Source organism: Trueperaceae bacterium, assembly GCA_036381035.1.
Classification (GTDB): domain Bacteria; phylum Deinococcota; class Deinococci; order Deinococcales; family Trueperaceae; genus DASRWD01.
Map to the genome: position 1 here is coordinate 1 of DASVDQ010000006.1, position 12,381 is coordinate 12,381.

The following is a 12,381-nucleotide window of genomic DNA, read 5'->3' on the forward strand; positions in this document are numbered from 1 at the left end:
GCGCCGGACGTCGCGGCGTTCGAGGCCGAGCTCGACCCGGCGACCGCGGCGCTGGTGAAGGGGCGGATGCCGCTGCCGGCGAACCCCGCCGCCTCGGCCGGCTCGCTCCACGCGCAGTTCCTCGCGGCGGTCCGCGAGGCCGAGGTGGCCGAGGCCGCCGACGCCCTCGCGAAGGCGGAGAGGTCGGGCGTATCGGGCGCCGGGCCAACGCTACAGGCGGTGAGCGAGAACCGCGTCCACACGCTCATCGTGCCCGACGTCCCCTACCAGGAGGTCTGGCGGTGCAAGGCGTCGGGGCGGGTGTTCGCGACGCACGAGCGCGCGGCCGGTGAGTGCGAGGGCGAGGACCTGGAACCGGTGCCGCTCGCCGACGCGCTGCCGCGGCTGGCCGAGACGTACGGGATGGAGCTGCGTTTCCTCAGCGGTGAGCCCGACCGGCGGCTGCGCGAGGAGCTCGGGGGCCTGGCCGGCCTGCTGCGCTGGTAGACGGCTCCTCGTCGGCGGGCGGCGCGTCCGACCCCGCGGGCGGCCGGCCGTCCCGGGCGTCGGGACCCGCGACCGCCGACCCGGCTGAGGGGCTCGCCTCGGCGGGCGGAGCGGCGCGCCCGGCCGCCGGCGGCTCCAGCCCCGCGGCGGCGCGGAGGTCGGCCAGCTCGACGGCCAGCTCGTCCACCTGCGCCCGCGCCGCCTCGACCGCCGCCTTGGCGGCGGCCAGCGAGTCGAGCGCCTTCTTCAGGGCGGCCAGCGCGCCGCCCTCCTCCATGAGCTCCTTGCGGGCGCGGCGGTGCTCGCGCCGGCGCAGCAGCGCCGCGGGCGCCCCCGCCACGAGGCCGGCCAGGGCCGCGCCGGCCAGCGCCGCCGCCAGGGCGTTGTAGAGCGTCGCGGCGCCGCGGCCGCCCCCCAGGTAGAAGTCGAGCAGCGGCGTCAGGAAGGGCGCCGAGGAGACGAACGCGACGTCCACGACGGCGAGGTGCAGCCGGAAGGCCGCGGCCGCCAGCGCTCCCAGTCCCAGGCCCCACCAGGCGAGGCCGGACAGGCGCGCCACCCGCAGGCGACGGCCGCGCCCCAGTAGGGCCCGCGGCCCGGCGGCGCGCGCGAGCAGCGCCATGCCCGTCACGGCGCCGGCGAGCGCCCCGAGGCCGACCCAGCGCCGCAGCGTCGCCGACAGCCAGGCGGTGGGCGTGAAGAAGACCGCCAGGAGCGCGAGTATCGCGGGCACGAGCTGCGCGACCGTGACCGCGGTGCCGTAGAAGCCGAGCGCCTGCTTCAGCCAGTCGTACGCCTTGGTGCCCGCGCCGAGCAGGCGGCGCGCCGGCTTGGCGCCGCCGGAGCCGGCCTTCCCCACCGTCACCGCGGCCCCGGCAGGAAGGCCGGCAGCGTCACCGTGAGGAGCACGTCCCCCTCGGGGCCCGGCTCGCGCACCTCGAGGGCGAGCCCGCCCTCGTAGACCGCCGATCCGGCCGGGACCCTGACGCTGACCGCGCCGGCCTCGCGGTGCGTCACGGGCACCACGCCGCCGACGGCGAGGCCGCGGAAGGGCCCCTCGTCCACGCCGCTCTGCTCCCCGTCGGCGATGCCGGGCATCCGGTCGAACGCCTCCCAGGCCAGGACGAAGCGGCGGCCCTCGAGCTGCGACGGGTCGTCGGCGGTCGCCTCGAAGACCAGCGTGAGCCCCTCCTCGTCGCGCTCGAACCGCGACTTCACGACGAGGTCGAGCGCCACCTCGTTCCCCTCGGCGTCCGCGACGGTCCCCACGAGCTCGGTGCCGACGCTGGCGGCCGCCGCGCCCTGGTCGGGGAACCCCAGCGCCACGAGTCCGGGGCTGGCGGCGCGGTAGGAGTCGGCGTTGAGCCCGTAGCCGACCTGGGTCTCGCCGCCAACGAAGCCGCCGTCGAAGTACCGCGCGACCTCGAACCAGGGGCACTCGTCGCGGCACCGCGCCAGCGCGCCGACGTCCACCAGCACCTCGGAGCCGGCCGTCCAGCGCACGGGCGTCGGCGGGCTGCCGGGCAGGTTGCGCAGCCTGTAGACGGTGCAGGCGCGCCCGTCGACGGCCGTGCCGCCCAGCGACTCGAAGACGAACGCGAACCCGCCCTCGCGCGCCTCCGCGGGCGGCGCCGGCAGGCTCTCGGCGACCAGGCACTGGAGGACCTGCGCGGCTCCCAAGGGAGCGCCGGGGCCTCGTGCGTCTTGAGCGGTCGCGAGGAGGGAGCCTAGGAGCATGCCGACCGCCGTCGTGGCGTGCGCCCAGCGGCGCCGCTGGTCGGGCATGGCGGCATGTTAGGGCACGGCCGGCCCGCTGTCACGGCCCGGCGCCGCGGAGGCATCGGCGGCTCCGAACCCGAGCCTCCCCGGTAGGCCGCCGCGGCGCCCCGGCTCGGCCGCGCGCGGCCTCACACCGCCGCTACCGGCTCCCTGTCGGTCCGCCGCACGCGGGCCTCGTCGGGGCGCAGCGCCGGCGCGTGGTGCCCTTCCCGCACCATCGCCGTCAGCCGGCAGCGGAAGCTCCGGCCGTCCATCGCGCGCAGCGCCTCGGCCGACATGTAGAAGCCGTCGCCCGACTGGGGCCCGTCGGCGAAGGCGATCACGCCGGCCTTGAAGACGCGCTTCGGCAGGCCGTCGTGGTCGGCCACGAGCACCTCGCGCCACTCCAGCCCGTCGCGGGACACGAAGAGGTGCGCGCGGTCGTCGGAGCTGCCCGGCCGCGCCTCCGTGGCGGTGGCCAGCAGGCGCCAGCCGTCGACCAGCTCCTTGCCGTACCAGACGGGGCCGGGGAAGCAATGCAGCTTCTCCAGCCTCCCCGAGGCGCGGTCGAGCCGGCAGAGGTAGGGCGTCGCGAGGTCGGTGTCCATGCCCCAGACCACGGCGTCCTCGAGGAAGAAGGGGCAGATCGTGCGGTAGTCCTGGCTGCCGTCGCCGTGGAACCGCAGGTCGGCCAGCTCCTCGTCGGCCGACACCAGGTAGGCCTCGCCTCGGCCGTCGCCCGTCGCGACCCAGACCCGCCCCTCGTAGGGGTCCCAGAAGCAGCCGTGCACGTGCCTCACCGTCCCGGCCTCGAACTCGTGGGCCACCTCCCAGCTGCGGCTCCCGTCCCGGCTGCGGTAGACGGGCACGGGGCGGTAGTCGGGGTTCGTGCCGTACTCGCCGAAGTAGACGTAGCCCTTGGGCGTGACGCAAATCGACTGGTGCAGGACGTTCCGGCAGTTGCGGAGGCTGAGCGTGGGCGTCACCTCGCCGGTGTCGAGCTCGATGCGGTAGGCCTGGCCGAGGCGGATGGCCACCAGCGCGGCGAGGCGGCCGTCCTCGAACACCGGGAACGCGTTGCACTTGTCGAGCCGCGCGGCGCGGCGCGCCAGGCGGCTCCACGACGCCAAGGCGCGCCAGCCGGGGTTCGGCAGGGCGAAGCGCCGGCGCTCCCCTGCCGCCTCGACCACGATCACGTTCGCCCGGCTCCAGACCAGCACGTCCGGCGAGGCGTAGTGGACTATCTCGACGCCGGGCAGCTCCTCCAGGCGGATGGGCACGGAGCCAGTCTAAGTTTCCTCATCTTCTCGACGCGGACGTGCGTCACGCGCGCGCAGCGCGAGGAACAGCGGCACCTCGGGGTTCGAGCGCCCCTCGGCGTCCTTGACCGGGTCGGGCAGCTCGACCATCGCGTCGACCCACAGCCCGGCGGCGGCGAGGCCGTTCACGTAGTCCTGCACGGGCCTGTGGAAGCTGATGGTGGCGCCGCGTGGGGCGCCCTCGCGCACCTCCGCGTACTCCTTCATCGGCACCGCGGCGGGCGTGAGGTAGCGCTCCACGCGCCGGTACGTGAGCTTCCGCTTCGGGTCGTAGCCCCAGCCGCTGCCGCGCGGGGCGCGGAACGCGGGGTGGACCATGAACGCCACGACGCGGCCTCCGGGCGCGAGCACCTGAGCCGTCGAGGCGAGCACCCGGTCCAGAGGGTCCATGTCCTGCAGGCTCAGGAGGAACACGGCGACGTCGAAGCCGCCCGGCCGCGCCGACGTCGTCCCGACGAGGTCGCGGGCGTCGCCCTGCTCGAAGCGGCCCTCCTGGCCGCGGCGCTTGCGGGCGAGGCGCACCATCTGCGCGCTGGCGTCGACGCCGAGGTACTCGCAGCCGGCCCTGGTCACGTGGAAGGCGAGGACGCCCGTGCCGCAGCCGACGTCGATCACCCGCTCGCCCGGCCGCAGCTCGGCGAGGCGCATCACGGTGGGGATCGCGGCCTTGCGGTGGTAGGGGCTCCCCCGGACGCCGACGGTGGCGTCGTACCACCCGGCGACGGGGTCCCAGCTCGAGCGTCTGCCCTTCACGACGGGACTATAAGCGGCGCCGCGCCCTACCGCACGGCGGAACGGAGCGAGGCCGGCGGGCGCCCACGGGCCCGTCGCGCGGGAAGGAGCGCGTCCGCCGCGGCGGGACCGCGGCCCCCTGTCGCGCAGGGACCGCGCTCTACGGGGCGTTCAGGGCCGGCTCCACGAACCGCGGCCCCCTGTCGCGCAGGGACCGCGGCTCCCCCTCGCGTTACGACCGCGGTCCACGCTCGCGGCCGCCCGGCGGTGTCCGCGTCCTTGGCCGCCGGCCTTGACACCGGCCGGCCCCGCTACATAGGCTCCCAGCAACCTGACACCTGATTCGGCCGTCAGGTCTGGCGCGAGGCCGGACCTCGGCGGCGGGGCGAGGACGATGAGCGAGCTACCGGTCCCGAGCACGGCGCGGGGCGAGGCCACGAGGCGCAGGCTGCTGGAGGCGGCCGAGGCGGAGTTCGGCGAGAACGGCTACGCCGCCACCTCCGTGGCGTCGATCACCCGCCGGGCGGGCGTGGCCCAGGGGACCTTCTACCTCTACTTCCGCACGAAGAAGGACGCGCTGGTCGAGCTCGTACGGCACATGGGCCGCAGCCTCAGGGCCGCGCTCAGCGAGGCGACCAAGGACGCCGCCGACAGGCTCGAGGCCGAGAGGCTCGGCTTCCGCGCCTTCGTCGCGTTCTCGCTCCAGCACCAGAACCTCTACAAGGTCGTGATGGAGTCGCAGTTCGTCGAGGAGTCGGCGTACCGCGAGTACTACCAGACCCTCGCCGACGCCTACGCCGCGAACATCGCCCGCGCCCAGGACCGCGGCGAGGTGCGCGCTGGGGACCCGGCGGCGCTCGCGTGGGCGCTCATGGGCGTGGCGCACTTCCTGGGCCTCCGCTTCCCGATCTGGGAGCGGCGCCAGCCGCCCGACGAGGTCATGGACACGGTGTTCGCCTTCGTCTGCGCCGGGCTGATGCCGGAGCGCGAGGGGTCGGCCGCGCCCGAGCGTGAGGACGCGGCCGGGCAGGCCACGCGGCGCCGCGCCGGGTCGGCGGACCGGCGCCGCGCCGTTCGCGACGGCGGAGGCTCGGCAGGCGGCGGCGCGCGCCGCTCCGCCCGCCGCCCCGCGCCGCGCTCGGGCGAGGAGGGCCAATGAGCGGCCGCGGACCCGGCGTCACGGGCATCGGCACCTACCTGCCCGCGGGGCGCATGAGCGCCGCCGAGCTCGCCGCCGCGAGCGGCCTGCCCGAGTGGGTCGTGCGCGAGAAGCTCGGCATCGAGTCGCGCGTGATGCCGGGGTCCGACGACCACCCCACGGCGATGGGCGTGAGGGCCGCGCGGGCCGCGCTCGAGGACGCCGGCGTGCGGCCCGAGGACGTCGACGTCGTCGTCTCGATCACCGAGGAGTACAAGGAGTACGCGGTCTGGACGGCGGGGATCAAGCTCGCGCACGACGTCGGCGCCGTGAACGCCTACGCTTACGACGTCGGCCAGAAGTGCGGCACGGCCGTGCTGGCGCTGAAGCTCGCGCGCGACATGATCGCCGCCGACGACGGCGTCGACACCGTGCTCGTCGCCGGCGGCTACCGCAACGGCGACCTCGTCGACCTGACCGACCCCCACGTGCGGTTCATGTACAACCTCGGCGCCGGCGCCGCCGCCTTCGTCGTGCAGCGCGGCCGCGGCCACGAGCTGCTCGGGTCGGCGTTCCGCACCGACGGCAGCTTCTCCCTCGACGTCCTCGTGCCCGTGGGCGGCACCGTCGCTCCCGTCACGCCCGAGAACGCGGGCCAGTTCCGCCTGCGCGTCACCGATCCTGCGGGCATGAGGGAGCGGCTCGAGGCGAAGAGCATGGACAACTTCGTGGGCGTCGTCGAGGACGCCGTCGCTCGCTCCGGCGCCAGGCTCGAGGACGTCGCCTACGTCGCGATGCTGCACGTGAAGCGCTCGGCGCACGAGGCCCTGCTCGCCCGCCTCGGCCTGCCGCTCGAGCGCTCGATCTACCTCAGCGGCTACGGCCACATCGGCCAGGTCGACCAGGCGCTGTCGCTGGAGCTGGCCCGCCAGCAGGGCCTCCTGAGGCCCGGCGACCTCGTCGTGCTCGTCGCCGCCGGGGTCGGCTACGTCTGGAACGCGATCTGCCTGCGCTGGGACGGCGCGGCGGGGCCCGGGGAACGCTCGGAGGCGGAGCCAGTCACGGACGCGACGCCTCCGCGCCAAGGCGTCTCGGCGGAGCGACCGGCAGGGGGCCCGTCGGCGGCTCCCGAGGGAGGCCCGGCGTGATCCTCGACGTCGCCGCCAAGCGGGCGCAGCTCACGCCCCACGCGCCGGCGCTCTGGTGGGACGGCCGCTGGCTCACCTACCGCGAGCTCGACGACAGGGCCGAGCGCCTCGCCGCGGCGCTGCGCGAGGCCGGCGTGCGCAAGGGCGACAGGGTCGCGGTACTGGCCCACAACCACGCCGCGCACATCGACCTCCTCTTGGCCGCGGCCAAGACCGGGGCGGTCTACGCGCCCTTCAACGTGCGCCTGGCCGAGCCCGAGCAGCGCGCGATCGCCGACTACCTCAGGCCGGCCTTGCTCATGCACGACGAGGCCCACGCCTCCAAGGCCCGCGCGACGGGCGTACGCCTCTGGCACTTAGGCGAGCACGAGGAGCGGCTGCGCGCCGCCTCGCCCGACCCGCGCCCGCCCGGGTACGACGCCGTCGTCGGCCCGGAGGACGTGCAGATGATCCTCCTCACCGGCGGCACCACCGGCCTGCCCAAGGGCGCGATGCTCCCCTACCGCCAGGGCTTCTACAACGCCGTGAACACGGTGCTGAGCTGGCAGCTCCGCGCCGACGACTGCGTCATCCAGGCCACGCCCTGCTACCACGCCGCCCTCAACGCCTTCACCGTGCCGCTCTTCCACGTCGGCGGGCGGGTCGTGCTGCAACGCGCCTTCGACCCCGACGATTACCTGCGCCTGGTGCGGGAGACGGGCGCGACGGTCCTGTTCCTCGTCCCGACGATGTTCCAGATGCTGGCCTCTTGCGCGAGCTTCGGCTCCGCCGACCTGAGCGGCGTGCGCTGGGCGATCTCCGGCGGGGCGCCCTGCCCCCTGCCGGTGCGCGAGGCCTTCACGCGCCGCGGCGTGCCGATGCGCCAGGGCTACGGGCTGACCGAGGCGGGCGTGAACTGCTTCGCGACGACCCAGGAGGTGGCCGACAGGAAGCCGCGCTCGGTGGGCAAGCCGATGCTCCACGGCGAGGCGGTCGTGAGGCGCCCCGACGGCACGCCCTGCGCGCCGGGCGAGACGGGCGAGCTCACGCTCCGCGGGCCGCACGTCTTCGCGGGCTACTTCGAGCGCGAGGACGCCACGCGCGAGGTCCTCAGGGACGGCTGGCTGTGGACCGGGGACCTCGCCGTCGTCGACGAGGAGGGCGTGTTCAGCATCGTCGGCCGCCGCAAGGAGATGTTCATCTCCGGCGGCGAGAACGTCTACCCGGTCGAGGTCGAGTCGGCGATCTACGACCACGACGCTGTCGCCGAGTGCGCGGTCGTGGGCGTGCCCGACGAGCGCTGGGGCGAGGTGGGCCTCGCCCGGGTCGTCCTCAAGCCCGGCCGCAGCCTCGCGGAGGAGGAGCTGCGGGCGTTCCTGTACGGGAGGCTGGCCCGCTACAAGGTCCCGAAGCACGTCGAGTTCGCGCCCGAGCTGCCCAAGAGCGGCGCGGGCAAGGTCCTGAAGCGCGCCATCGCCGACGAGTTCATCGCCAGGCACCTCGAGGAGGAGGAAGCATGAAGAAGCTCTTCGCAGTTCTGTTCGCGGCCGCGGTGGGGCTGGCCTTCGCGCAGCCCGTCACCATCGGCATCCTGTCGCCGCTCACGGGCGGCGCGGCCGGCACGGGCCAGGCCCAGCGGGCCGGGTTCGAGCTGGCCCTGAAGGAGATCAACGAGGCGGGCGGCGTGCTCGGCCAGCCGCTCCGGATCGTCATCGAGGACGACCGCGCCGACCCCGCCACGGCCGTCGCCGCCTTCGAGAAGCTGATGACCGAGGACGGCGTCGAGTTCATCGCCGGCGGCTTCTCGTCGGGCGCGACGCTGGCCCTCGTCGAGTCGTTCCGCACCTTCCAGCCGATCGTGAGCTGGATCGGCGGGGCGTCGTCCGGCATCGGCAACGACGACTTCGAGGGCATCGAGGAGCTCCTGGGCGAGGAGGAGTGGTTCTTCCACATCCACCCGTGGGACTACCAGAACGTCGAGGCGACCTTCGGGTTCATCCGCGACCTCGGCGTCCAGAGCGTGGCGGTGCTGCACGAGGACGGCGCGTTCGGCACGCCCGGCGCAGCGGGCCTCGAGGCCGGCGTCGAGGCGATGGGCATCGACGTCGCCCTGCGCGAGGCGTTCACCTCCACCCTGACCGGCGGCACGGGCGACTTCCGCGCCACCCTCAGCAAGGTCGGCGCCGCGAACCCCGACATGCTCTACTGGATCGGCTACGACTCCGACGCGCAGCCGCTCTCCAGCCAGCTCAAGGAGCTCGGCGTGGCGCCGAAGTACGTCTTCGGCGCGCCTCCCGGCTGGCCCACCGGCATCGAGCAGGCCCCCGAGATGGAGTGCGTGATGGGCCTCATCGGCTACCTGCCGAACCTGCCCAACCCCGAGGCCGTCGCGTTCGCCGAGGCCTACCGGGCGATGCACGGCACGTACCCCGACAACTACATGGCGGCCCTCGCCTACACGCAGCTCTGGTCCTACGCCGACGCGATCAACGCCGCCGGCACCACCGACCAGGCCGCCGTCATCGAGAAGCTCAAGACGATGACCTTCCGCTCCCCGATGGGCGAGTGGAGCTTCAAGCCGTCGACGATCGCGAAGCATCAGGGCTTCGGCGCCGACATGTGGCTGGTCTTCCAGTTCCAGAACGGCGTGCGCGAGATCGTCTGGCCTGCCGACCGCGCCACGGCCCCGCTGGCGGCGTGCCGCTGAGCCCGGCCTAGGGAGACCCCGTCACGGAGGGGGCGCCGGCCCGCGCGCCCCCTCCACGAGGACGCAGTGGACCTGACACTCCTACCTCAAGCGCTCGTCTCCGGCGTGCTGGCCTCGGGCCTCTACGCCCTCGTGGCCGTGGGCCTGGCGCTGGCGATCGGCGTCATCGGCATCGTCAACTTCGCCCACGGCGAGTTCTTCATGGTCGGCGCGTTCCTCGCCTACCAGCTCTTCGTCAGCTTCGGCTTCGACCCGCTGCTCTCTATCTTGTTCGTGGCGCCGGTCCTGTTCGTCATCGGCGCCGCCATCTACACGTCCACGATCCGCTTTGTCCTCAAGGCGCCCGAGCTGAACCAGATGCTCCTGACGTTCGGCATCGGGATCATCCTGCAGAACCTCGCCCTGATGATCTGGGGCGGCGACCCGCGCTCGATCGGCGGCGTGCCGTACCGGGCGATGGGCGTCCAGGTCGGGGGCGTCAGCGTGGGCCTCGTGCCCCTCGGCAGCTTCGTGATCTCGGTGCTGCTTGTCGGCGGCCTCTACCTCGTGCTCGCCCGCACGCCCCTGGGACGCGCCATGCGCGCCGTGGCCCAGAACCGCGTCGGCGCCGGGCTCGTGGGCCTCGAGGTGAACCGCGTCTACCTCGTCGCCTTCGGGCTCTCCGCCCTGCTGGCCGGCATCGGCGGCGTGATGATCGCGGTGATCCAGTCGCCCACCCCCACGGTCGGCCTCGCCTACACGCTGAAGGCGTTCGCGATCGTCGTGCTGGCGGGCCTGGGCAACGTCAGGGGCATCGTCTCGGCGGCGATCGTGGTGGCGCTGGCCGAGTCGCTCGTCGCGACACTGGTGCCCAACGGCGACGCGCTCCGCAACGCCGTCTTCTTCGCGCTGATCCTCGGTACGCTCGTCTACAGGTCGTGGAGGAAGGCGTGAGGCGCCGCGGCCTCTTCCTCGACCTGTTGGCGGCCGCCGTCTTCGTCGGCCTGCTGGCGGCTCTGCCGGCGGCGCTGCGCTCCGCCTACGGCCAGGCGTCGGTGAGCTACCTCGCGCTCGGCATCAGGGCCGTCGGCCTGGCGGTCCTCGCCCTGAGCTGGGACCTCGTCGCCCGCACCGGCCAGCTCTCGCTGGCGCACGCCGCGTTCTACGGCGCCGGGGCCTACGCCGCCGCGGTGCTGCTGAAGCTCACCGGGGCGCCCCTCTGGCTCGGCGTCCCGCTGGCCGGCGCCGTCGCCGCGGTGATGGCGCTGGGCCTGGGCGCGGCGACGCTGCGCCTCTACGGCATCTACTTCGCGATCGCCACGCTGGCCTTCGCCGAGGTCCTGAAGACCGTGGTGAAGTCGCTGCCCTTCGCGATCACCGGCGGCTCCGTCGGCACGAACCTGCCGCCCCTGTTCCGGCCCGTGTTCGTCGCCGGCGAGATGGAGCGCTGGGAGGTCGCCTTCCTGCGCAACCGCGGCTACTTCCTCGTCTACCTGGGCCTGCTGGCGCTCGCGATCCTCGTCTCGGTGCTGGTGCAGCGCTCGCGCCTGCGCTACGCCTTCACGGCCGTGCGCACGAACGAGGCCGTGGCCGGCGTGATGGGCGTGAACCCGGCGCGCACGAAGCTCGTGGCGTTCGTGATCTCGTCGGTGATCGTCGGGATGCTCGGCGCCATCGAGGCGCACCGCTTCGGCAGCGTGAACCCCGACGCGACGTTCTCCGTCCACACCACCGTCCTCGCTCTGGTGACGCCGATCTTCGGCGGCCTCTACACGACCGTGGGGCCGATCCTCGCCGCGCTGGTCCTCTCCGGCGTCGAGGAGACGCTGAAGCGCACGCTCTCGGACGGCTACCTCGTCGCCTACGGCGTCGTGCTGGTCGTGTCGATCCTGTTCATGCCGCGCGGCCTCATCGGCCTGTTCCGCCGCCTGGCGCGGCGCGAGCGGGCGCGGCGGGCGGAGGAGGGGACGCGCGCGGAGGCGCTGGGAGGGCGCGATGCCTGAGCCCATCCTCAGGGCCGAGCGCCTGGGACGCAGCTTCGGGGGCCTGGCGGCCGTCCAGGACCTGTCGTTCGAGGTCGAGGAGGGCGAGATCTTCGCGATCATCGGGCCGAACGGCGCCGGCAAGACGACGACCCTCGACCTGCTCTCGGGCCTGCTCGAGCCGAGCGCCGGCCGCGTGTTCCTCGCCGGCGTCGACGTCACGCGGCTGCCCACCTACCGCCGCTGCCAGATGGGCCTCGGCCGCGCGTTCCAGGTCGTGCAGCCGTTCCCCGAGATGACGGTCGAGGAGAACCTGATGGTCGGCGCGCTGTTCGGCGAGCCCGGCGTCCCGGCCGCCGAGGCCGAGCGCCGGGTCGAGAGCGCGCTCGAGCGCACTGGCCTGTCGCGCCTGCGCGACACGCCGGCAGAGGACCTGAACCTCCTGCAGGAGAAGAGGCTCGAGATCGCCCGCGCCCTCGCCACGAACCCGAAGGTCCTGCTCCTCGACGAGGTCATGGCCGGCCTGAGGCCCGCAGAGGCGCGGCAGGCCGTCGAGCTCGTGCGCGGCGTGCGCGACTCGGGCGTCACCGTCGTGTTCATCGAGCACGTGATGCCGGTCGTGCGGGACCTCGCCGACCGCGTGCTGGTGATGGACCACGGCCGCGAGCTGGCGCGCGGCACCTACGCCGAGGTCACAGCGGACGAGCGCGTGATCCGCGCCTACCTCGGCGAGCCCGAACCGGAGGAGGCCTGAATGGCGCGGGCGCTCGAGGTGCGCGGCCTGCGGGCCGGCTACGGCAAGATCACGGTCCTCTGGGACGTCGACGTCCACGCCGACGAGGGCGAGCTCGTCACGATCATCGGCGCCAACGGCGCCGGCAAGACCACGCTCCTGCGGGCGGTCACCGGCCTCGTGCCCGTGCGCGCCGGCGAGGTCTCGGCGCTGGGACGCAGCGGCCTGCAGGGGATGTCGGCGGCGCGCATCGTGCGCGCCGGCGTCGGGCACGTGCCCGAGGGCAGGCAGCTCTTCCGGCTGATGACGGTGGCCGAGAACCTCGCCGCCGGAGCCGACTACCTGCCGCACGCCCGCCCCCTCGCCGCCAGGAACCGCGAGCTCGTCTACCGTCTCTTCCCGCGCCTGCAGGAGCGCGAG

General features: G+C 74.2%; 13 protein-coding genes. 9 read left to right on the forward strand and 4 right to left on the reverse strand.

Annotated features, from left to right (window positions below):
- Positions 1–486: hypothetical protein (locus VF202_00690; protein ID HEX7038609.1), on the forward strand; the 486-nt coding region annotated here is incomplete at its 5' end.
- On the opposite strand, the gene VF202_00695 is transcribed toward VF202_00690, so the two are convergent.
- From VF202_00695 to VF202_00710, 4 genes are all read right to left on the reverse strand, one after another.
- A complete protein-coding gene (locus VF202_00695; GenBank protein ID HEX7038610.1) occupies positions 419–1,351 on the reverse strand; it encodes a hypothetical protein in 933 nt (310 codons plus the stop codon). The two genes, VF202_00690 and VF202_00695, sit on opposite strands and share 68 nt — an antisense overlap.
- Entirely contained in the window at positions 1,348–2,271 is a 924-nt protein-coding gene (locus tag VF202_00700) for a hypothetical protein (GenBank protein HEX7038611.1), read from the reverse strand. Before VF202_00700 ends, VF202_00695 begins: the two co-directional genes overlap by 4 nt.
- Before the next feature lie 122 nt (positions 2,272–2,393).
- The gene (locus VF202_00705) at positions 2,394–3,524 is read right to left on the reverse strand and encodes a hypothetical protein (GenBank protein HEX7038612.1); all 1,131 of its coding nucleotides are present in this window, start codon (positions 3,522–3,524) and stop codon (positions 2,394–2,396) included.
- 9 nt (positions 3,525–3,533) lie between these two features.
- The gene (locus VF202_00710; protein HEX7038613.1) at positions 3,534–4,316 is read right to left on the reverse strand and encodes a class I SAM-dependent methyltransferase; all 783 of its coding nucleotides are present in this window, start codon (positions 4,314–4,316) and stop codon (positions 3,534–3,536) included.
- A 373-nt stretch (positions 4,317–4,689) separates the two neighbouring features.
- On the opposite strand from VF202_00710, the gene VF202_00715 reads away from it, so the two are divergent.
- The 8 genes from VF202_00715 to VF202_00750 all read left to right on the forward strand — a co-directional run.
- On the forward strand, positions 4,690–5,454 hold the full coding sequence (locus VF202_00715; protein HEX7038614.1) for a TetR/AcrR family transcriptional regulator: 765 nt from the start codon (positions 4,690–4,692) through the stop codon (positions 5,452–5,454).
- Positions 5,451–6,581 (forward strand): 3-oxoacyl-ACP synthase, encoded by a 1,131-nt coding sequence (locus VF202_00720; protein ID HEX7038615.1) that lies wholly within the window; start codon positions 5,451–5,453, stop codon positions 6,579–6,581. The genes VF202_00715 and VF202_00720 overlap by 4 nt, the downstream gene beginning before the upstream one ends.
- Entirely contained in the window at positions 6,578–8,080 is a 1,503-nt protein-coding gene (locus VF202_00725; GenBank protein ID HEX7038616.1) for a long-chain fatty acid--CoA ligase, read from the forward strand. The genes VF202_00720 and VF202_00725 overlap by 4 nt, the downstream gene beginning before the upstream one ends.
- Positions 8,077–9,267, forward strand: a complete 1,191-nt coding sequence (locus VF202_00730) for an ABC transporter substrate-binding protein (protein ID HEX7038617.1) — start codon at positions 8,077–8,079, stop codon at positions 9,265–9,267. The genes VF202_00725 and VF202_00730 overlap by 4 nt, the downstream gene beginning before the upstream one ends.
- A 66-nt stretch (positions 9,268–9,333) precedes the next feature.
- Positions 9,334–10,200, forward strand: coding sequence for a branched-chain amino acid ABC transporter permease (locus VF202_00735; protein ID HEX7038618.1), 867 nt, complete (start codon positions 9,334–9,336; stop codon positions 10,198–10,200).
- Positions 10,197–11,249, forward strand: a complete 1,053-nt coding sequence (locus VF202_00740; protein ID HEX7038619.1) for a branched-chain amino acid ABC transporter permease — start codon at positions 10,197–10,199, stop codon at positions 11,247–11,249. Before VF202_00735 ends, VF202_00740 begins: the two co-directional genes overlap by 4 nt.
- Positions 11,242–11,982 (forward strand): ABC transporter ATP-binding protein, encoded by a 741-nt coding sequence (locus VF202_00745; protein HEX7038620.1) that lies wholly within the window; start codon positions 11,242–11,244, stop codon positions 11,980–11,982. The genes VF202_00740 and VF202_00745 overlap by 8 nt, the downstream gene beginning before the upstream one ends.
- Positions 11,983–12,381: ATP-binding cassette domain-containing protein (locus tag VF202_00750; GenBank protein HEX7038621.1), on the forward strand; the 399-nt coding region annotated here is incomplete at its 3' end.

Excerpts from the sequence above, each read along its gene's own strand:
- VF202_00700 (HEX7038611.1), bottom strand. The coding sequence starts at position 2,271 with ATGCCCGACCAGCGGCGCCGCTGGGCGCACGCCACGACGGCGGTCGGC.
- VF202_00730 (HEX7038617.1), top strand. The coding sequence starts at position 8,077 with ATGAAGAAGCTCTTCGCAGTTCTGTTCGCGGCCGCGGTGGGGCTGGCC.
- VF202_00715 (HEX7038614.1), top strand. The coding sequence starts at position 4,690 with ATGAGCGAGCTACCGGTCCCGAGCACGGCGCGGGGCGAGGCCACGAGG.
- VF202_00745 (HEX7038620.1), top strand. The coding sequence starts at position 11,242 with ATGCCTGAGCCCATCCTCAGGGCCGAGCGCCTGGGACGCAGCTTCGGG.
- VF202_00720 (HEX7038615.1), top strand. The coding sequence starts at position 5,451 with ATGAGCGGCCGCGGACCCGGCGTCACGGGCATCGGCACCTACCTGCCC.